Below are 17,633 nucleotides of genomic sequence, written 5' to 3'. Positions count from 1 at the left end.
CGCTGGACTGCGGTTCGGACGCTGACAAAGTTACCGCCGCCCCCACCCCGTGGTCCATGCCGCCGCGCGTTTCTACATTACGATCTTGCGGCACTCCGCGCGCACATCTCGGGCGAAGGCTTTTCGGCTACTCTACGTGATCAGACGGCCGCCTGCTCGACCACGCGGGCCCACCGTTCGAGCAGTGCCTGCGCGCCGTCCATGTCGGGGGCCTCGGCCCACAGGTCGGTGACCGGCTCGGCGGCGGCGGGCAGGATCAGCACCCACGACCCGTCGTCGCGGGCGACCCGCACGCCGTCGGTGGTGTCCACGCGCCAGCCGTCGGGCTCGGCCTCGGCGGCCTCGATGACCGAGCGCATCACCGCGCCCTTGGCCGCCCACTGGGTCGGGACGCTCCGCCGCAGCAGCTTGACCTCGGGGATCCTGGCGTCGATCTGGCTGAGCGACAGCCGGGTGCGGGCCACCAGCCCCAGCAGGCGCATGAACGCGGCCAGGCCGTCGATGGCCGGACTGAACTCCGGCACGACGAACCCGCCGCGCCCGTCGGCCGCGAAGATCATGTCGGGGCCCTGGGCGGCGGAGGTCAGGGCGTCGAGCGCGGTCGAGGTCCACTGCACCTGCACGCCGTGGAAGCGGCAGACCTGCTCGGCGACCCGCGTGGTGGTGACCGGCAGGGCCACCCGGCCGCCCCGGCGCTCGGCCGCCACCAGGTCCAGCACGACCAGCAGGGCGCGTTCCTCGCTGATGAGCTGGCCGGTCTCGTCCACCAGGGCGATGCGTTCGCCGACCGGGTCGAAGCGCACGCCGAAGGCCGCCCGCGAGGAGCTGACCAGCTCCGACAGGCGTTGCAGGTCGCGGCGGCGCTCGGCCAGCGTCTCGGTGGGCGAGACGTCGTCCAGCCGGGCGTTGACGGTGAGCACCTCGACGCCGGCGCGGCTGAGCAGCGTGGGCATCACCAGGGAGGAGGTGCCGCCGGCGCAGTCGACCACGACCTTCATGTCCTTGACGCCGGTGACACCGATGGCCCGCATCAGCTCGTGCGTGTAGCCCTCGACGGCCCTGGCCGGGTAGTGCAGCTCGGCGATCTCGCCGGGGAAGGCCCGCCGGTACTCCTGGCGGGAGAAGACCCGCTCCAGCTTGCGCTGGGCGGCCGGGGGCAGGTCGGCGCCGCGGTCGTCCATGATGACGATGTCGACGCTCTGCGGGTCGCCGGGCGTGGTGCGCAGGGCGATGCCGCCGGCGGCCGACTCGCGGGCGGTGTGGAAGCGGGCCACCGGCAGCGGCGCGGCCTCCAGGTCCAGGACGTTGATCGCGGCGGCGGTCAGGGCGCCGATGACGGCCCGCTTGAGCGCCCTGGCGGCCAGGGAGCAGTCGCGGGAGGTGACGACGTAGGCGCCCTTGCGCAGGGTGGTGGCGTACGCGCCGGCCAGCCGGACGCACAGCTCGGCGGTGATCTCGACGTTGACCAGGCCGCTGACCCCGCGCGGGCCGAACAGGTTGCGCTGGCCGCGCGACTCCCAGATGACGCTGGTGTTGACGACCGCGCCGGCCTCGATGGTCTTGAACGGGTAGACCTTGACGCCGCTGGAGACGTACGCCTCGGCCTCGATGACGCACTCGTCGCCGATGACGGCGTTCTCCTCGACCCGGGCGCCGCCCATGACGTCGGTGCTCTTGCCGATGACGCAGCCGCGCAGATGGGCGCCGGGACCGACGTAGACGTTGTCGTGGACGACCGCGCGGTGCAGGAAGGCGCCCTCGCGCACGACCGCGTTGTTGCCGAGCACGGTGTACTCGCGCAGTTCGGCGCCCGCCTCCACCTTGGCGTAGTCGCCGATCAGCAGCGGGCCCTTCAGGACGGCGTCGGGATCGACCGTGGCCGAGTCGGCCACCCAGACGCCCGGGGAGAGCTCGAAGCCGCCGATGTCGAGGCGGACCCGGCCGGACAGCGCGTCGGCCTGGGCCTTGAGGTAGCTGGCGTGGGTGCCGACGTCCTCCCAGTAGCCGCCCGCGACGTAGCCGTAGATGGGGGCGCCGCGTTCCAGGAGGGCGGGGAAGACGTCGGAGGACCAGTCGACCGGTTCGCCGTCGGCCACGGCGTCGAGGATCTCGGGCTCCATGACGTAGATGCCGGTGTTGACGGTGTCGGAGAAGACCTGGCCCCAGGTGGGCTTCTCCAGGAAGCGCTGCACGCGTCCGTTCTCGTCGAGGATGATGATCCCGAATTCGAGCGGGTTGGGAACGCGTTTCAGGCCGATGGTGACAAGAGCCGAATTTTCGCGATGAAAACGGATCATGTCGGATAAATCGATATCTGTGAGGGCGTCGCCGGAGATGACCAGGAAGCGGTCGTCGCGCAGGCGGGCGGCGGCGTTCTTGACGCTGCCCGCGGTGCCGAGCGGCAGGTCCTCGGTGGCGTACTGGAGGTTCATGCCCAGCTCGTCGCCGTCGCCGAAGTAGTTGCGCACGAGGGCCGCCAGGAACTGCAGGGTGACCACCGTCTCGGTGATGCCGTGCCGTTTGAGCAGGCGCAGGACGTGTTCCATGATCGGACGGTTGACCACCGGGAGCAGAGGTTTGGGCTGGTTGGCGGTCATCGGACGCAGCCGAGTCCCCTCCCCGCCCGCCATGACGACCGCCTTCACCCGATCACTCCTTCGTGGTCGCGGTTACGAGTTGGCGCACCTGCACCACATACAGGATCCCTGCCCACCAGTACAGGCCGGTGCCCCAGATCGCGAAGGCCCACCCGGCAATTCGCGCTATATCGGCATACCACCCGGTGTGGGAAGCAAGGAAGAGCAGCGGGAAGGCGTACATGAGGTTGAACATGGCGGCCTTGCCCAGGAAATGCACCTGAAGTGCCTTATATCCGTGTTTGCGAAGTACGGGGAACGAACAGGCGACGAAGAGCTCCCGCGCCACGATGACGGCCACCAGCCACCACGGGATGACCTCGCGCAGCAGCAACGCCAGGATCGTGGCGAAGACGTACAGCTTGTCGGCGGCCGGGTCGATCACCCGGCCGAGCTTGCTGGTCTGGTTGAACGCGCGAGCGATCTTGCCGTCGAGCCAGTCGGTGAACCCGGCCACGATGAGGATGGCGATGGCCCACCCGTCCGCCCTGGGCCCCAGAACCAACCAGAGGAACACGGGCACGCCGAGCAGGCGCAGGAAGCTCAGCAGGTTGGGAACCGTCCAGATCCGGTCCTCGGCGGAAGTTTCGCTCACGCAGAGACCCTACTGCGTGGAACTCCGGCACAGACGCCCCACCAGCGACCATTCCCCGCGGGGCCGGTGGGGGTTGATGGCGTTTCGCGGCATGTGGAGGCGGGAAAAGGCTGGATGATCGATCCCCCCGCGCTGCCGGCCTGCCTTGGGGGGATCGGATGTGGCCCTGGGAGTCCGGCGTGCTGCGGGACGCGCCGGAGATCGCCTTGTTCCTCTGCCTGGCCCTCGGGTTCGCCCTGGGCAGGCTCAGGTTCCGCGGGGTGGCACTCGGCGGCGCGGCCGGGACGCTGGCCGCCGCCCTCGCCGTCGGGCTGCTGACCGGCGGCGTCGAGGTCCACCAGCAGGTGCGGGTGATCGCCTTCTCGATCTTCGCCTTCACCCTCGGCTACACCCTCGGGCCCGCCTTCTTCGCCGCGTTCTCCGCGCGCAACCTGCGGTACCTGTGGTTCACGGTCGTCGAGGTCGTCGGGGCGCTGGCGGTCGCGGCGCTGGTCGCGGACGCGCTCGGGCTCGACCCGGGCACCACCGCCGGGCTGGTCGCCGGGGCGGCGGCCGGGCCGGTGGCCTTGGGCACGGCGGCCGACGCCCTGCGGGCCGCCGGGATCGCGCACCAGGCGCTCGGGCCCGCGTACGTCCTGTCCTACCTCCTCGCCCTGGTCACCGTCGCGCTGCTGACCGTGCGGGCCGCGCCCGCGGCGCTCCGGTTCGACCCCCGGGAGGAGGCCGCGGCGCTGTGGCGGCGGCTGGACGGCGCGGAGGAGACGCCGCCGCCGGCGGTGCTGGGCCGGGCCCACCAGGTCACCACCGGCGAGGGCAGGACGGTCGGGCAGGCGGAGATCGCCATGGGCACCCGGGTCTCGGTGGAGCGACTGCGCAGGAACGGCCGCCCGATCCCCTTCGGCCCCGACACGCTGCTGCAGCGGGACGACGAGGTCGTGGTGGTCGGCGTGCGGCAGGACGTCGTCAACGCCGGCGCGGTGGTCGGGCCCGAGGTGCCGGGCGGGCGGGAGCTCGACCTGGACCTGGAGGTGGCCGACGTCATGCTCGGGGGCCGGCCGCCGGCGACCGTGCGCGACCTGCGCGCCGGGCTGTCCGGCCAGGGGGTGCAGGACCTGCACGTGTGCGAGGTGCGGCGGGTGGGGTGCCGGTTGCCGGTCCGGCCCGGCACGCAGCTGTGCGCCGGTGACGTGGTGCGGGTGACCGGGCTGAAGCGGGACGTGGACCGGGCGGCGTCCTGGCTCGGGGCGCGGGCGGAGGCCGGGCGGCGGGCCGACGTCGTCTACCTGGCCGCCGGGCTCGTGGCGGGGCTGGTGGCGGGCCTGGCGGGGGGCCTGACGGCGTCGCTCGGCTGCCTGGCGGCCGGGCTGGTGTTCGGCCGGGCACGGGCGGGACGGGCCGGCTTCGGGCAGTACGACGCCGGCGCCGCGCGGGTGGTGGGCGAGGTGGCGCTCGGCGTGTTCGTGGCGGCGCTCGGGCTGTCGGCCGGGCCGGCGGCGGTGGAACTGGTGGCGCGGCACGCCTGGCAGGTGGCCCTGGGCGCGGTCGCCACGGCCGCCGTGCCGGTGGTGATCTCGCTGGCCATGGGGGCCAAGCTGATGATGTCGCCGCCGCCGCTGGTGCTGGGCGCGGTGACCGGGCAGCACGGCCTGACGACCGTCCTGGGCGGGGTGCGCGCGATGTCGGGGAACGGGACGCCGCTGCTGGCGTACACGGTGGTGCACGCGTTGTCGGGAGCCGTGCTGGCCCTGCTGGGCCCCGCGGCGGTGGCCCTGGCCCGCTGGGTGGGCGCCTGAGCGCCACCGGCTCTTCGGGCCGGTCAGGTGCGCAGGAAGGCGTGGGTGTGGCCCACCGGCTCGAAGCCGAGGCGGGCGTAGAACTCGCGCGGCCAGTCGGCGGCGTCGGCGACCAGGAACGTCAGCTCGGCGCCGGCCGTGGCGGCCAGCAGCGCGGTCAGCAGGGCGCGGGCGAAGCCCTGGCCGCGGTGGCGCTCCAGGGTGTAGACGTTCTCGATCTGGGCGACGCCTTCGTGCACGTAGAGGTCGGCGTGGGCGGCGATCTGCCCGCCGGGGGCGCGTACGGCGTGGAACTCGACCCGGTCCGCGCCGGACACGCGGGCGGCGGCGCGGGCGGCGAGCCCGTCGACCACGCCCGGCGACGCCTGCGGCAGCGACTCGCGCCACTCCTCGCGCAGCACGGGCAGCAGCTCCTCCAGCGTGAGCGGCTCGGTGGCGACGGCGGGCGCGGCCGGACGGGCGCCGCGATAGGCCATGACGACGTTGGTCTCGTGGCCGTAGCCGGCGGCGGCGAAGGCGGGCCGGAACTCCTGGCCCAGCCGGTCGTCGTCGACGCACACCAGGCGGTGGCCGAGCCCGGCGAGCCGCTCCTCGGCGGCCGCGAGCACCGGCCCCGGGCGGCCGCTCCAGACCACGAGCTTGTTGTCGTCGTGGGACATCGGGTAGCGCTCGTCGAGCACCGCGAACCCGCCGGGAACCGGCGCCACGACGGGCGCCTTGCGCCGGGCGAAGCCGTGCACGAAGGAAAGGGCCCGCGCCAGCTCGTCAGCCACCGCGCGCGGCCCGCAGGAAGGCCCTGATCAGGGCGGAGTCCTTGACGCCCGGCGCGGTCTCGACGCCGCTGGACACGTCGACCCCCCACGCGCCGGCGGCCTCGGCGGCCTCGGCCACGTTGGCCGGGTCGAGCCCGCCGGCCAGCATCCACCGGCCGGACGGGCGGCCGCGCACCGCCGCCCAGTTCCACGGCTCCCCCGAGCCGGGACGCGGGGCGTCGACGATGAGCAGGTCTTCGTCGAAGGCGCCGCACCGCAGGTCGGCGGCGGCGTCGACGGCCCGCACGAGCGGCCGGCCGAGGTCTTTCAGCGTGGTGAAGTCGGCGTGGGGGTGGTGGCCGTGCAGCTGCACGGCGCGCACGCCCGAGGCCAGCGCGGCGGCCCGGACCTCCTCGGGGGTCTCGCCCCGGAAGACGCCCACGGTGAGCACGTGGGCCGGGATCGGCGCGGCCAGCTCGGCCGCCCGCTCGGGCGTGACCCTGCGCGGGCTCCGGGTGAGCACGAACCCGATGGCGTCGGCGCCCGCCTCGACGGCGGCCTCGACGTGCTCGGGCTCGCTCAACCCGCAGATCTTCACATACACACCTCAGACCTTAGCGGCGCCGCGCGGCCGACGGCGACCACGACCAGACCAGCAGCGCGCCGATGAGGCCGAACAGCAGCACCCCGTTGGGCAGGTGGGCGCCCAGCCAGAGCCAGGTGACGTGCTGGAGCCCGCCCACGACGAACAGCGCGACGCTGGCCCACACCGGCCAGCCGGCGCCGCGTCCTGGCCGCCAGACCAGGATCGCCAGCACGATCTGCACGAGCGCCACCAGGTGGACGACCATGCCCGCCATGACGTGCGTCTCGGCCACCGGGCCGCCGCCCGCCGACACGGCCTGCCCGGCGAACGAGGCGGCCACCAGCAGCGCGGCCGCCTGGGCGATGATGGCGACGCGCAGACTGTAGAGCAGCCCGGCCGACACCTGCCGGGTCGTGCCGGGACGCGGCATGACCTGTGTCTCCCCCATGATGTGGATCCTTTCTGCGAACGAAGGACCCACATCGTGTCGAGGACGGCCTCATGCGGTCGTCAGCCTGCGGGATGACCTCCCGGTCCCCCACGTGGCGGACGGACCGGGCGGAAGGCGGCGTCCACGAGACCGGAACGGTGGGCGACCACGGCGGCCTGGATGCGGTTGCGCAGGCCGAGCTTGTCCATGGCGGCGGCGATGTGCGTCTTGACGGTGGTGACGCCGACGTGCAGCTCCTCGGCGATCTCGGCGTTGGACAGGCCGGTGCCGACCAGGGCGAGCACCTCCAGCTCCCGCTCGGTCAGCCCGGACGGCGGCGGCACGGCGGCCTGCTCCTCGGCAGCCAGGAACCGTTCCACGACCCGGCGCAGCACCGAGGGGGCCAGCAGCTGCTCCCCCGCGGCGGCCCTGCGCACGGCGTCGACCATGCGTTCCGGCTCGTCGTCCTTGACCAGGAAGCCGACGGCGCCGGCGCGCAGGGCGGCGTGCACGTCGGCGTCCTCGGCGAAGGTGGTGAGCACGACCACGCGGGCCGCCGGGCGGGCCGCCAGCACCCGCCGGGTCGCCTCCAGGCCGTCGACGCGGGGCATGCGCAGGTCCATCAGGATGACGTCGGGCACGTGGCGTTCGGCCAGGCGGACGGCCTCGGCGCCGTCCTCGGCCTCGCCGACGACCTCCATGTCCCCCGCGGCCTGCAGCAACATGCGCACGCCCGCGCGGACCAGCGCCTGGTCGTCGGCCACCAGGACGCGGATCACGCGGCGCTCCTGGCGGGCAGGCTGGCCAGCAGCAGCCAGCCGCCGTCGCCGTCCGGGCCGGCGCTGAGGGTGCCCCCGAGGGCGCGCACCCGTTCGCGCATGCCGGCCAGGCCGCGGCCGGAGGAGGGCAGCCGCTCGATGACGGTGGGCGGGCGGCCGTTGCGGATCTCGATGGACAACCCTTCCTGCGCGGGGGCCACGGTGACGCGGACCCGGGTGCCGGGTCCGGCGTGTTTGAGCACGTTGGTGAGACCTTCCTGGACGATGCGCGCGGCGGAGGCGCGGGCGATGAGCGGGGCGCGGTCGCTGGCCGGATCGAGGTCGAGGTCGACGACGAGGCCGGCGGCGGCCATGCGTTCGGCGGACTCGCGGACCACGTCGGCCGGGTTGGCCAGCAGGTCGGGGCCGCGGTCGGGGTCGCGCAGCAGGTCGAGCAGGTCGCGCAGGTCCTGCAGCACCTGGTGGCCGGTCTCGCGGATGTCGGACAGCGCGTCGGCGACCGGCCCGTCGGGCGCGGTGTAGCGGGCGGCGCTGGCGCGCAGCACCATGGCGCCGACGTGGTGGGCCACGATGTCGTGCACGTCGCGGGCGATGCGCTCGCGCTCGGCGAGCTGGTCGGCGCGCACCTGGGCGACCGCGAGCCGGGCCGACTCCTCGGCGCGCAGGCGTTCGGCGGCGGCGGCGGCCTGCCGCATGCCGAGGTAGCGGCCGATCGCGATGGGCGTGGCCACCAGCGTCATCAGCACGCCGACGCGGAGCGGGGTGATCTCGGTGCCGTCGCCGACGACGGCGATGGCGGTCAGCAGGCAGCCGGTGAGGTACGCGGCCCCCGTCCAGGCCCAGGAGGCGACGCGCATGGAGAACACGCCGATCGCGATGAGCGTGAGGATCAGGCAGGTGTTGACGGCGTCGTTGAGATAGGTGTCGGCGGCGATCAGCAGCACGCCCTGCAGCAGCAGGACCAGGCCGGGCAGGCGCCGGGCGACGCCGAGCGACAGCCCGCCGACCACGGCCAGCAGGCCGATCACCCACACGGGCAGGGCGCCGCTGTGCCAGGAGGTCCAGGTGCTGAGCACGGTGATGGCCACGCCGCCGGCGGCCAGCAGCGCGTCGGGCGTGACGTCGCGCTCCTCCAGCCGCTCGGCCGAGCTGCGCAGGTAGGCCCCGAGCACGGTGGGGAAGACGGGCAGCAGCACCGAGTACATCCAGGTGTTGCCGGTCATCGCGATGCCGGGGTCGGCGATGTTGACCGCCGTGGCCAGGACGGTGGCGCCCACACCGGCCATGGCGGGCCGCCACGGGACGCGGAAGCCGACCACGCCGAGCGCGACGCAGATGAGGATCTGCGCGGTGTTGGAGGTGTAGGAGCCGAGCTGGTCGCTGAGCACGAGGAAGACGGCCAGGTAGAGGGTGACGGCCAGTGGCCACCGCCGTACGAGCCCCATGGGCAGGCCCACCAGGAGGGCCATGGGGATGTTCATCGCCGCCGGCAGGTACGCGGTGTCGCCCGCGTGGGCCGTCGTCAACAGATCCAGCCCCACGCCTGATGCCGCGAGCAGGACATCGAGCGGCACACCACGCCAACGCATGGCCTCACGCTATCCACCCTCGGCCGATACCTGATCCTCCGCGCGGAGGACCCCGTCTCCTCCTACTGGCCGCAGGTTCGTCCAGAGGAGGGAGCGCAGCGGGTGATCTTCCCGATACGTTCGGGGCCATGTCCAACGACACCGCGATGTTCCTCGGCCAGTTCCTGCGCGCCCCCGCCGTGATCGGCGCCGTCGCCCCGAGTTCGCGCCGGTTGGCGGCGGCCGTCTGCGCGCCGGTCCCGGAGCGCGGCGAGCCGACCGTGGTGGAGCTCGGGCCGGGCACGGGCCCGTTCACGGCGGAGATCCAGCAGCGGCTGGCCGGGCGCGGCCACCACCTGGCCGTCGAGGTGAACGAGCGGCTCGCGGTGCTGCTCGCGGCGCGCTTCCCCGCCGTGGACGTGGCCCACGCGGACGCGGCGCGCCTGGGCGAGCTGCTGGCCGGGCGCGGGCTGAGCCACGCCGACGTCGTGGTGAGCGGCCTGCCGTGGGCGGCCTTCCCCACGGGGCTGCAGCACGAGCTGCTGGACGCGGTGACGTCGGTGATGAGCCCCGGCGCGGCCTTCACCACCTTCTCCTACATCCACGCCATCCCGCTCAGCTCGGCCCGGCGGTTCCGGGCGCTGCTGGCCGAGCGGTTCGAGGAGGTCGTGCCCGGACGCACGGTGTGGCGCAACACGCCGCCGGCCTTCGTCTTCCACGCCCGCAGACCTCGACCCTGAACAGAACGAACTTCTACGATGGCGTGATGGATTTCACCCTTCCCGAGAGCGCCCAGGCCGTCCAGCGCGGCGTCGCCGAGATCTGCGCCCGCTACGACCTCGACTACTGGCAGCGGTGCGAGAGCGACAAGCGCTGGCCGGAGGAGGTCTGGGCCGACCTGGCCAAGGGCGGCTGGCTGGGCCTGGCCGTGCCGGAGGAGTACGGCGGGGGCGGGCAGGGGCTGCTGGAGCTGGCGGTGGCCACCGAGACGCTGGCGAGCTCGGGCGCGGCGGGCGGCTCGGCCTTCACGTACGTGCTCACCCCCGGCTTCGGCGCGCTCACCCTGGCCCGGCACGGCACCGCCGAGCAGCGGGCGGAGCTGCTGCCCCGGCTGGCCACGGGCGAGGTCGAGACGTGCTTCGCCCTGACCGAGCCGGACGCCGGCTCCAACTCGCTGGCGATCACCACCTCGGCCCGCCGCGACGGCGGCGACTACGTGCTCAACGGCCAGAAGATCTGGATCACCGGCGTGCAGCGCGCCACCTGGATGCTGCTGGTGACCAGGACGGTCCCGGCGGCCGAGGCCAGGCCGCGCACCCATGGGCTGACCGTGTTCCTGGTGAACGTGCCCGAGGCGGTCGCCGCCGGGCAGCTGTCCTTCCGGCCGATCCCCAAGATGGGCGCCAACACCACGCCGTCCAACATGGTGTTCGTCGACGACCTGCGGGTGCCCGCCACGAGCGTGGTCGGCGAGGTGGACGGCGGCGCGGCCGTGCTGTGGGACATCCTCAACCCCGAGCGGGTGCTGCTGGCCGCCTCCGCGCTGGGCGGCGCCGAGGTGGCGCTGCGGGTGGCGGTCGGCTACGCCAAGGAGCGCGAGGTGTTCGGCCGTCCGATCGGCGCCAACCAGGCCATCGCGTTCCCGCTGGCGCAGGTCAAGGCCAAGATCGAGCTGGCGCGGCTGATGCTCTACAAGGCTGCCTGGTCCTTCGACCGGCGGCTGCCGTGCGGCACCGAGGCCAACGTCGCCAAGCTGACCGCCTCCCAGGCCGCGTGGGAGGCGGCCGACGCCGCGTTCCAGACGCACGGCGGCATGGCGTACTCGCTGGAGTACCCGGTGGCCAGGCTGCTGGCCGACGCCCGTATCGGAAGGGTGGCACCCGTGACGGAGGAGCTTCTGCTCAACTACCTCGCGACACAGGTGCTCGGGTTGCCCCGGAGTTTCTGACGGCCCTCAGGCCCTGCCCGTCGCCTTGCGGATCACGTCACGGGCCCTGTCCATGATCGCGGCGGGCGGGCCCGCCAGCAGGTTCTTCGGCGCGGTCTCGACGCCGGCGTGCGGGTGCGTGGGCGCGAGCGCCTCGGCGGCCTTGACGCCGATCGCCATCGCGTGCAGCTCCTTCTCACCGGCGGCCTGCCTCAGCCGGGGGAACTCCTCGCGTTCCTCGGCCTCGGCGTGCTCGACGACGGCCTTGCGCAGCGTGGCCAGGTTGGCCGCGAACTGCGGGTCGTCGACGCCCGCCCGCTCCATCTGGGTGAGCATGTCCTTGGCCGCGTTCTCCTCGGCCAGTCGCTCGTCCACCAGGTCGTCGCCGTCGTCGACGTGGCGGCGCGCGTACGGGTGGACGATCTCCTCCTCTGCTGTCTCGTGGACGGCCAGCAGGCGCACCAGCCTCTGGAAAGCCGCTGCTTTGTCCTCGGGGGCAGCGTTCTCGACCTCCGTGAACTGGCTCTTGATCTGCTCGTGCTGGCGCACCAACAGGTCGACCACATCGTTGTCCGTCATGAAAATGCGCCTACCCCGGGCCCGGACAAGCACACGCGCCCGGCTCAGCCGAAGGAGGGTGGCCGCTTCTCGCGCACCGCGCGCACGCCCTCGACCACGTCGGGGCCGGTGAAGCCGAGGAACTCCATCGCCAGCGAGGCGTCGAAGGACGGGCCGGCCAGGCGCAGCCAGTTGTTGAGCGAGTATTTGGTCAGCCGGATCGCCTCCTGGGAGCCCTGGGCGAGCCGGACCGCGATCTCCATCGCCTTGTCGTGCACCTGGTCGTCGTCGACGCACAGGCTGACCAGGCCCATGCGCTCGGCCTGCTCGCCGGTGACGGGCTCGCACAGCAGCAGGTGGTACTTGGCCTTGGCCATGCCGCACAGCAGCGGCCAGATGATCGCGGCGTGGTCGCCGGCGGCGACGCCGAGCCGGGTGTGGCCGTCGATGATGCGCGCGGTGCGGCCGGCGACCGAGACGTCGGCCAGCAGCGCCACCGCGAGCCCGGCGCCCACGGCCGGGCCCTGGACGGCCGAGACGATGGGCTTGGAGCAGTTGAGCACGTTGTAGACGATGTCGCGGGCCTCGGCGAACACGCGCATCCTGGTGGCGTGGTCGCGGGTCATCTCCTCGATCATCGACAGGTCGCCGCCGGCCGAGAACGCCGTGCCCTCGCCCCTGACCACGATCGCCCGGACGGAGTCGTCGCGGTCGGCCTCGCGCCAGATCTCGCTCAGCTCGCGGTGGCCGGTCATGTCGACGGCGTTGAGCCTGCCGGGCTCGCTGATCGTGACGCGCAGCACGCCCTCGGCCGGGGTGTCGAGCTTGAGCTTGGTGTAGGTCACAGGTGCTCCCGCAGGCGGTCGGCGATGTACTGCCTGGCCTCGGCCGCCTGGTCGAACAGGCCGGGCAGGCCGAAGAAGCCGTGGATCGCGCCGTCGAACCTGCGCGCCTCCACCGGCACGCCGGCCTCGGCCAGGCGGCGGGCGTAGTGTTCGCCCTCGTCCCTGAGCACGTCGCACTCGGCGGTGAGGACGGTGGCCGGCGGCAGGCCGGTCAGGTCGTCGATGCGTAGCGGGCTCAGCAGCGGGTCGGCGGGGTCGGCGCCGGGCGCGTAGCGCTCGGCGAACCAGGCCATCTCGGCGGCGTCGAGCCCGAAGCCCTTGGCGTAGGCGCGGTAGCTCGGGGTGTCCATGGCCGTGTCGAGCACCGGGTAGACCAGCGCCTGGTGGGCCAGCCGGATGCCGGACCCGGCGGCCCGCCAGGCGGCGACGGCGGCCAGGTTGCCGCCCGCGCTGTCGCCGACGACGGCCACGCTGCCGTTGCTCTGGTAGAAGGCGGGCCTGGCGAAGACGTCGCGCACGACGGTCCAGGCGTCGTCGGCGGCGGCCGGGAAGGGGTGTTCAGGGGCCAGCCGGTAGTCGGCCGAGACGACCACGGCGCCGGTGCGCAGGGCCAGGTCGCGGCCGAGCGCGTCGTTGCGCCTGACGCTGCCGAAGACCCAGCCGCCGCCGTGGAAGTAGACCACGACGGGCAGCAGGCCGTCGCCGGGGTCGGCGCGGTAGATGCGGATCGGCACGTCGCCGGCGAGCTCGTCGCGGACGAACGGGAGTTTGGTCAGCGGCCCCCGCTGGGCCGCGAAGCCGTCGTGCGCGCGCATCTCCTGGATCGTGGCCAGGTCGAGCGTGGCCAGGTCGGTGTTGAGGTCCGACGGGTAGAGGGCGACGTAGTCCCGCGCCTGGGGGTGCAGCGGCATGAGCGCAGCCTAGCGGGCCGCCTCGACGAACGCATCGAAGAGCCGATTGTCCCCGCCGCGTTCGGGATGCCACTGGACGCCGACGCAGAACCGGTGGCCCTGGAGCTCGACGCCCTCGACGATCTGGTCGTCGGCCCAGGCCACCGCGAGCAGGCCGCTGCCCAGGCGGCGCACGGACTGGTGGTGCGGCGCGACCGCCTCGACGTGGTCGCCGACCGCCTTGCCGAGCCTGCTGGACACGCTCACCTGGATGTCGTGCACCGCGCCCGGCTCGCCGTGCCGCTCGTGGCCGAGCACCTCGGGCAGCCACGGGATCAGCGTGCCGCCCTGGGCGACGTTGAGGACGTGCAGGCCGCGGGCGATGGCCAGGATCGGCAGGCCGGCCCGGACGGCGGCCCCGGCCAGGGCCAGCTCGTACCGGTCGCGGTGGGGCTGCGGCTCGGGCGCGCGCTCGTCGTGCTCGCCGCCGTAGGCCGCGGCGCCGAGGCCGGCGCCGCCGGCCAGCAGGACGCCGGACAGGCCGCCGACGTGGTCGCCGGCGACATGGGGGTCGAGCGGCGGCAGCAGCACCGGCGCGCCGCCGGCCCGCTCGACCGCCTTGGCGTAGGACGGCGGTGACAGCACGGCCTCGCGCACCCAGTCGCCCCAGCGGGCGGCCTCCAGGTAGGCGGTGATGCCGATGAGCGGTCGGGACATGCGGATCTCCAGGGGCGGGTCAGGGCAGGCGGGAGGCCGTCCCGGCGGTCAGCCGGGCCTCGCCGGGCCGGGGTGGAGGACCGCCATGGCGGGATGCTACGCCCCCGCCGCCCGGCGGGAAACACCGGAATCCGAAAGACGAAAATCACTTTTATTCATTTTCTCCGCCGGAAAAGCCCATATCGCAATTGGGGTGAATCGGTTGTGACGCATCAGAGGTGGTGTAAGACTCATTTCCGAGCGCGCCGGATGTGCCGGGGCACGCAGCGCGTTCACGACCCGGAGCCGTCAGGAGGTGGCCGACGCGGCCGGAATCGATTTTCCGGTCCAATGGGGTGGGGTTGAGTGCATGTCGTTGAATCCGCGACTGGTGAAGGAGAGCTTCTCACTCGTCGAGCCCGTGGCCGACAAGGCGACCGCGTACTTCTACGGACGGCTGTTCGCCGCGAGCCCGCACCTGCGGGGGATGTTCCCGCCCGCGATGGACGTCCAGCGCGACCGGCTGTTCGGCGCGCTGACCCGGATCGTGTGGAGCCTGGACAGCCCGGACGGCCTGGCCGCCTACCTCGGCCAGCTCGGCAGGGACCATCGCAAGTACGGGGTGCTCGCCGAGCACTACACGGCCGTCGGCACCGCCCTGCTGGCCACGATCCGGCGCTTCGCCGCCGAGGTGTGGAACGACGAGATCGAGGCGGCGTGGGTGTCGGCGTACACGGCGGCGGCCAACCTGATGATCGAGTCGGCCGAGTCGCAGGCGGGCGTCTCGCCGGCCTGGTGGCCGGCCGAGGTCGTCGACCACGAGCTGCGCCGTCCCGACATCGCGGTGATCACGCTGCGGCCCGCGCAGCGGCTGCCGTACACGGCGGGCCAGTACGTCACCGTCCAGACCGCGCGCTGGCCGCGGGTGTGGCGCACGTTCTCCATCGCCAACGCGCCGCGCCCGGACGACACGGTCACGCTGCACGTGCGCTCGGTGCCGGGCGGCTGGGTGTCCACGGCGCTGACCAGGCACACCAGGATCGGCGACACGGTCATGCTCGGGCCGCCGATGGGCACGATGACGCCGTGCGAGCACAGCGCCCGCGACCTGCTGTGCGTGGCCGGCGGCACGGGGCTGGCCCCGCTGAAGGCGATCGTCGAGCACGTCATCGCCTCGGGCCGCCGGCCGCGGATCCACCTGCTGCACGGCGTGCGCACCGCCGACGAGCTGTACGACCTGCCCGACCTGCTGGCGATGCAGGCGTCCTTCCCGTGGCTGCAGGTGCTGCCGGTGGTCTCCGGCGACCCGTCCTACGCCGGGATGCGCGGCCACCTGCCGGAGGTGACCGGGCGCTTCCACTCCTGGCGCGAGCACGACGTGTACGTCTGCGGCCCGGGCGGCATGGTGGACGGCACCGTGCGCCGCCTGCAGGCCGATGGCGTGCCACTGGCGCGCATCCACCGCGACGTCGTCCCCGGTGAACGCTAGGACTGAACGTCCACGGTGGTCGTCAGGAGGCCGCCGGGTCGCGGCGGAAGGCGGCGGCGGTCTCCTCGTCGGCCGGCCAGAACGTCTCGATGGCCAGCTCCGAGACGGTCACGTCCATCGGCGTGCCGAAGGTGGCGATGGTGGTGAACATCGACAACACGCGGTCGCCGTCGGCGATGCGCAGCGGCAGCAGGATGTCGCCCGGTCCCGGCACGTGGGCCACGTTGAGGTTGACGCCGGGGTAGGTGTAGGCGGCCAGCTCGTCGTGCAGCTCGGCCAGGCGGCCGTCGGCCGACGCCTCGGCCTGCCTGCGGAGCTGGTGCAGCAGGTACGCGCGGACCTCGGCCAGGTTCAGCAGCCTGCCGCCCATCGCGTCGGGGTGCAGCGACAGCCGCATCACGTTGACCGGCTCGGCCAGCAGCTCGGCGGGCACGCCGGCCATGAACATGGCGGCCGCCGAGTTGGCCGCCACCAGGTTCCACGCCGCGTCCACGACCAGCGCCGGGTACGGCTCGTGCCCGGCCAGGATCTTGTCCAGCGCCTGGCGGACGACGGCCATCTCCGGGGCGCGCACCTCGCGCTCGGGGAAGACCGGCGCGAACCCGGCGGCGACCAGCAGCCGGTTGCGGTGGCGCAGCGGCACGTCGAGCTCCTCGGCCAGCCGCATCACCATCTCGCGGCTGGGCCGGGCGCGGCCGGTCTCCAGGAAGCTGACGTGCCGGGAGGAGACGTCGGCCTCGATGGCCAGGTCGAGCTGGCTCACCCGGCGCCGCTGCCGCCACGACCGCAACAAATCACCAAAAGTCTCTTCTTGTATCGCTACTGCTCCCATGTCAGGAAATCTAGCGGGGAGAGGGAAGTATCACGATTACCTGTCGGGTAATGCCCGCGCCGTCCCGGCCGTCCGCCGGCGGCCGGTCGGCAGGCGTGCGGCAAATCTCCCAGTCCTCGGCACCGCCGCCGCGCGCGTGGCACGATGGCGGCAAGCGAACATGGGAGCGATGCTATGAGTGACGCAGTCCTCGCGATCGGCACCCGCAAGGGCCTGTTCCTCGCCCGTTCGGCGGGCGGCGGCCCGTTCGAGATCGAGCCGATCCGGTTCTCCACGGTCGCGGTGCCCTCGGTGGCCGTCGACACCCGGGGAGGCACCCCCCGGTTGCTGGCCGGCATCGAGTACGGCCATTTCGGCCCGTCCGTGATGTACTCCGATGATCTCGGCGAGTCCTGGGGCGAGGCGCCCCAGCCGCCCATCGCCTTCCCCGACAAGACCGACGCGACGCTGGCCCGGGTGTGGCAGCTCACGCCCTCGCCGTCGGAGCCGGGCGTGGTGTGGGCCGGCGTGGAGCCGGCCGCGCTGTTCCGCTCGGAGGACAACGGCGTGACCTACCGGCTGGTCGAGGGCCTGTGGGACCATCCCCACCGGCCGCGGTGGCAGCCGGGCGGCGGCGGGCTGTGCCTGCACACGATCGTCCCCCATCCCACCGACCCCGAGGTCATGGGCATCGCGGTCTCGGCGGCCGGCTTCTACCGCACCCGCGACGGCGGCATGTCGTGGGAGGCCGCCAACCAGGGCATCCGGGCGCCGTTCCTGCCCGAAGGGCAGCAGTATCCCGAGTTCGGGCAGTGCGTGCACAAGGTCTGCCGCGACCCCGCCCGGCCCGACCGGCTCTATCTCCAGCACCACTTCGGCGTCTACCGCAGCGACGACTTCGGCGGCAGCTGGCACGACATCGGCTCCGCGCTGCCCTCCGACTTCGGCTTCCCCATCGTGGTCCACCCCACCCGCCCCGACACGATCTTCGTGCTGCCGCTGACGGCCGACGTCGACCGCACCCCGGTCGGCCACCGCTACCGGGTCTGCCGCAGCCAGGACGCCGGCGCCACCTGGCAGGAGCTGGGCGAGGGCCTGCCCGAGGGGCCCGTGCACGCCACCGTGCTGCGCGACGCGATGACCGCCTCCCCCGCCGGGCTGTTCTTCGGCACCCGCGACGGCGAGGTCTACTGCTCGCGCGACGACGGCGAGAGCTGGTCGCAGGTCGCCCGCCACCTGCCCGACGTGCTGAGCGTGCGCGCGGCGGTGCTCTGACCG

At 73.3% G+C, this 17,633-nt stretch carries 17 protein-coding genes; 5 read left to right on the top strand and 12 right to left on the bottom strand.

Annotation, left to right across the window (positions count from 1 at the left end; translation table 11 throughout):
• Positions 1 to 140: 140 nt before the first annotated feature.
• Together AB0C33_RS12360 and AB0C33_RS12355 are read right to left on the bottom strand one after the other, a co-directional pair.
• Entirely contained in the window at positions 141 to 2,645 is a 2,505-nt protein-coding gene (locus AB0C33_RS12360) for a mannose-1-phosphate guanyltransferase (RefSeq protein ID WP_358286526.1), read from the bottom strand.
• A gap of 4 nt (positions 2,646 to 2,649) precedes the next feature.
• Positions 2,650 to 3,231, bottom strand: coding sequence for a CDP-alcohol phosphatidyltransferase family protein (locus AB0C33_RS12355; RefSeq protein ID WP_352350843.1), 582 nt, complete (start codon positions 3,229 to 3,231; stop codon positions 2,650 to 2,652).
• Between the two features lie 158 nt (positions 3,232 to 3,389).
• Between AB0C33_RS12355 and AB0C33_RS12350 the strand changes: the two genes are divergently transcribed.
• Complete coding sequence (locus tag AB0C33_RS12350; protein ID WP_358286524.1) at positions 3,390 to 5,024, top strand: hypothetical protein; 1,635 nt, start codon at positions 3,390 to 3,392, stop codon at positions 5,022 to 5,024.
• 23 nt (positions 5,025 to 5,047) lie between these two features.
• Here AB0C33_RS12350 and AB0C33_RS12345 read toward each other — a convergent pair whose 3' ends face one another.
• The 5 genes from AB0C33_RS12345 to AB0C33_RS12325 all read right to left on the bottom strand — a co-directional run bounded on the left by AB0C33_RS12345 (position 5,048) and on the right by AB0C33_RS12325 (position 9,160).
• Complete coding sequence (locus AB0C33_RS12345; RefSeq protein ID WP_358286522.1) at positions 5,048 to 5,797, bottom strand: GNAT family N-acetyltransferase; 750 nt, start codon at positions 5,795 to 5,797, stop codon at positions 5,048 to 5,050.
• Positions 5,790 to 6,380 (bottom strand): phosphoribosylanthranilate isomerase, encoded by a 591-nt coding sequence (locus AB0C33_RS12340; RefSeq protein WP_358286520.1) that lies wholly within the window; start codon positions 6,378 to 6,380, stop codon positions 5,790 to 5,792. The genes AB0C33_RS12345 and AB0C33_RS12340 overlap by 8 nt, the downstream gene beginning before the upstream one ends.
• A 10-nt stretch (positions 6,381 to 6,390) precedes the next feature.
• Positions 6,391 to 6,810 (bottom strand): hypothetical protein, encoded by a 420-nt coding sequence (locus AB0C33_RS12335; protein WP_358286518.1) that lies wholly within the window; start codon positions 6,808 to 6,810, stop codon positions 6,391 to 6,393.
• A gap of 62 nt (positions 6,811 to 6,872) precedes the next feature.
• Complete coding sequence (locus AB0C33_RS12330) at positions 6,873 to 7,571, bottom strand: response regulator transcription factor (RefSeq protein WP_358286516.1); 699 nt, start codon at positions 7,569 to 7,571, stop codon at positions 6,873 to 6,875.
• The gene (locus AB0C33_RS12325) at positions 7,568 to 9,160 is read right to left on the bottom strand and encodes a histidine kinase (protein WP_358286514.1); all 1,593 of its coding nucleotides are present in this window, start codon (positions 9,158 to 9,160) and stop codon (positions 7,568 to 7,570) included. The genes AB0C33_RS12330 and AB0C33_RS12325 overlap by 4 nt, the downstream gene beginning before the upstream one ends.
• A 128-nt stretch (positions 9,161 to 9,288) precedes the next feature.
• Here AB0C33_RS12325 and AB0C33_RS12320 point away from each other — a divergent pair, with 128 nt between their 5' ends.
• Positions 9,289 to 9,879, top strand: a complete 591-nt coding sequence (locus AB0C33_RS12320) for an SAM-dependent methyltransferase (protein ID WP_358286512.1) — start codon at positions 9,289 to 9,291, stop codon at positions 9,877 to 9,879.
• Positions 9,880 to 9,905: 26 nt separating this feature from the next.
• Positions 9,906 to 11,087 carry an acyl-CoA dehydrogenase family protein gene (locus tag AB0C33_RS12315; protein WP_358286510.1) on the top strand — a complete coding sequence of 394 codons (1,182 nt, stop codon included), beginning with the start codon at positions 9,906 to 9,908 and terminating at the stop codon, positions 11,085 to 11,087.
• 6 nt (positions 11,088 to 11,093) lie between these two features.
• On the opposite strand, the gene AB0C33_RS12310 is transcribed toward AB0C33_RS12315, so the two are convergent.
• From AB0C33_RS12310 to AB0C33_RS12295, 4 genes are read right to left on the bottom strand one after another with little or no spacing between them, the layout of a single operon-like run.
• Entirely contained in the window at positions 11,094 to 11,645 is a 552-nt protein-coding gene (locus AB0C33_RS12310; protein ID WP_358286508.1) for a hemerythrin domain-containing protein, read from the bottom strand.
• A 44-nt stretch (positions 11,646 to 11,689) separates the two neighbouring features.
• A complete protein-coding gene (locus AB0C33_RS12305) occupies positions 11,690 to 12,469 on the bottom strand; it encodes an enoyl-CoA hydratase/isomerase family protein (protein WP_358286506.1) in 780 nt (259 codons plus the stop codon).
• Positions 12,466 to 13,380: an alpha/beta hydrolase gene (locus tag AB0C33_RS12300; RefSeq protein ID WP_358286504.1), complete on the bottom strand. Its 915-nt coding sequence runs from the start codon at positions 13,378 to 13,380 to the stop codon at positions 12,466 to 12,468. The genes AB0C33_RS12305 and AB0C33_RS12300 overlap by 4 nt, the downstream gene beginning before the upstream one ends.
• Positions 13,381 to 13,389: 9 nt before the next feature.
• On the bottom strand, positions 13,390 to 14,076 hold the full coding sequence (locus AB0C33_RS12295) for a gamma-glutamyl-gamma-aminobutyrate hydrolase family protein (RefSeq protein WP_358286502.1): 687 nt from the start codon (positions 14,074 to 14,076) through the stop codon (positions 13,390 to 13,392).
• A gap of 349 nt (positions 14,077 to 14,425) precedes the next feature.
• Between AB0C33_RS12295 and AB0C33_RS12290 the strand changes: the two genes are divergently transcribed.
• Complete coding sequence (locus tag AB0C33_RS12290; RefSeq protein WP_358286500.1) at positions 14,426 to 15,544, top strand: globin domain-containing protein; 1,119 nt, start codon at positions 14,426 to 14,428, stop codon at positions 15,542 to 15,544.
• Positions 15,545 to 15,566: 22 nt separating this feature from the next.
• On the opposite strand, the gene AB0C33_RS12285 is transcribed toward AB0C33_RS12290, so the two are convergent.
• Positions 15,567 to 16,376 (bottom strand): helix-turn-helix transcriptional regulator, encoded by an 810-nt coding sequence (locus AB0C33_RS12285; RefSeq protein WP_358286498.1) that lies wholly within the window; start codon positions 16,374 to 16,376, stop codon positions 15,567 to 15,569.
• Between the two features lie 174 nt (positions 16,377 to 16,550).
• Between AB0C33_RS12285 and AB0C33_RS12280 the strand changes: the two genes are divergently transcribed.
• Positions 16,551 to 17,630 carry an exo-alpha-sialidase gene (locus AB0C33_RS12280; protein WP_358286496.1) on the top strand — a complete coding sequence of 360 codons (1,080 nt, stop codon included), beginning with the start codon at positions 16,551 to 16,553 and terminating at the stop codon, positions 17,628 to 17,630.
• Positions 17,631 to 17,633 lie beyond the last annotated feature (3 nt).

The organism is Nonomuraea sp. NPDC048881 (assembly GCF_040649795.1).
Lineage (GTDB): Bacteria > Actinomycetota > Actinomycetes > Streptosporangiales > Streptosporangiaceae > Nonomuraea.
This window is presented reverse-complemented; position numbering and strand designations above follow the sequence as displayed.

What these genes read in the sequence shown, in the direction of transcription:
- AB0C33_RS12350 (WP_358286524.1), top strand. Translation starts at nt 3,390, where the DNA reads ATGTGGCCCTGGGAGTCCGGCGTGCTGCGGGACGCGCCGGAGATCGCC.
- AB0C33_RS12335 (WP_358286518.1), bottom strand. Translation starts at nt 6,810, where the DNA reads ATGGGGGAGACACAGGTCATGCCGCGTCCCGGCACGACCCGGCAGGTG.
- AB0C33_RS12325 (WP_358286514.1), bottom strand. Translation starts at nt 9,160, where the DNA reads ATGCGTTGGCGTGGTGTGCCGCTCGATGTCCTGCTCGCGGCATCAGGC.
- AB0C33_RS12320 (WP_358286512.1), top strand. Translation starts at nt 9,289, where the DNA reads ATGTCCAACGACACCGCGATGTTCCTCGGCCAGTTCCTGCGCGCCCCC.
- AB0C33_RS12315 (WP_358286510.1), top strand. Translation starts at nt 9,906, where the DNA reads ATGGATTTCACCCTTCCCGAGAGCGCCCAGGCCGTCCAGCGCGGCGTC.
- AB0C33_RS12310 (WP_358286508.1), bottom strand. Translation starts at nt 11,645, where the DNA reads ATGACGGACAACGATGTGGTCGACCTGTTGGTGCGCCAGCACGAGCAG.
- AB0C33_RS12300 (WP_358286504.1), bottom strand. Translation starts at nt 13,380, where the DNA reads ATGCCGCTGCACCCCCAGGCGCGGGACTACGTCGCCCTCTACCCGTCG.
- AB0C33_RS12295 (WP_358286502.1), bottom strand. Translation starts at nt 14,076, where the DNA reads ATGTCCCGACCGCTCATCGGCATCACCGCCTACCTGGAGGCCGCCCGC.
- AB0C33_RS12290 (WP_358286500.1), top strand. Translation starts at nt 14,426, where the DNA reads ATGTCGTTGAATCCGCGACTGGTGAAGGAGAGCTTCTCACTCGTCGAG.
- AB0C33_RS12285 (WP_358286498.1), bottom strand. Translation starts at nt 16,376, where the DNA reads ATGGGAGCAGTAGCGATACAAGAAGAGACTTTTGGTGATTTGTTGCGG.
- AB0C33_RS12280 (WP_358286496.1), top strand. Translation starts at nt 16,551, where the DNA reads ATGAGTGACGCAGTCCTCGCGATCGGCACCCGCAAGGGCCTGTTCCTC.